A 919-nucleotide genomic window follows, 5' to 3' on the forward strand; every position below is an offset into this window, starting at 1 on the left:
CGTCGAGGTCGGTGAAGCGCGGCTCGAAACGAAGTCCGAACCAGTGCAGGATGGCGAAGTTGGCCTTGTTGATGCTGTGCATGTCGCCGGTGATCGCGCTCGGCACGATGTCCGACGTGTTGCGGTACCAGATGTCGAACACGTGGTGAGCCTCGTACTCGTGTGCGCCTATCAGGTAGCCGTTCAACGGCACGTGATTGCACAGCAGCGTGTAGGCGACGACGCCCTTGCCGCGGCCGAAATATTTGCGCGAGTAGCGCGCCTTCACAGTTGGTCGCTCGACGCCGAATTTCTGCCCATCAACGGCACCGTACAACGAATCGAGGTCGAACGAGTAATGCGGGAAGATCGGCAGTGCGGCGATGGCGTTGCTGATGCAATCGTTGGCCACATGTAGCGTCGCCTGGCGCAGGTACTGCTGGTAGGTACTCTCCAGGACGTGGTACGGGATGTCGCTGGTACGTGCCATAACCTGGTTGCCGTGGTTCATGGCTTGGGCAATGATCACCGCCATCAGACTGTCGGCGTCGGCTACCTTCTTCGCATAGCGTGGCTGCAATGGTGTCAGCGCCGACAGGAACTGGCACTGGCCGTTGACGAAGCGAAACACGTCGGCGACATCGCAGTATGGCAGTTGCTCGTAGAGAGCTTGCTCGCGCGCCTTCTGGTTCTCCCCCTTGGGCTTGCGCCAGGTCAGTCTCTGCGTGTCCTTGTCGTATTCCAGGTGCGTCAGCTTGCCCTGTTTCAGCTCGCGATTGAACGCCACCCATTGCGCACGCAACTCGGCCGCCAGTGCATCGAGCTGGGCACTGACCGGCTGCCGCAGGAAGGGGATGTCCATCTGCGCGAGCACGGCGGCTTTCTCGTCCATCGAAACCAACTCGTCGGACAAATGCCGGTGCTGCAAGCTGTCGTCAAT

At 60.4% G+C, this 919-nt stretch carries 1 protein-coding gene; it reads right to left on the reverse strand.

Going from position 1 to position 919, the window contains the following annotated elements:
* Positions 1–919: Tn3 family transposase (locus GHO42_RS03805; RefSeq protein ID WP_153384117.1), on the reverse strand; the 919-nt coding region annotated here is incomplete at both ends.

The sequence above is a fragment of the Pseudomonas sp. FSL R10-0056 genome (assembly GCF_009600105.1).
GTDB lineage: Bacteria > Pseudomonadota > Gammaproteobacteria > Pseudomonadales > Pseudomonadaceae > Aquipseudomonas > Aquipseudomonas bubulae.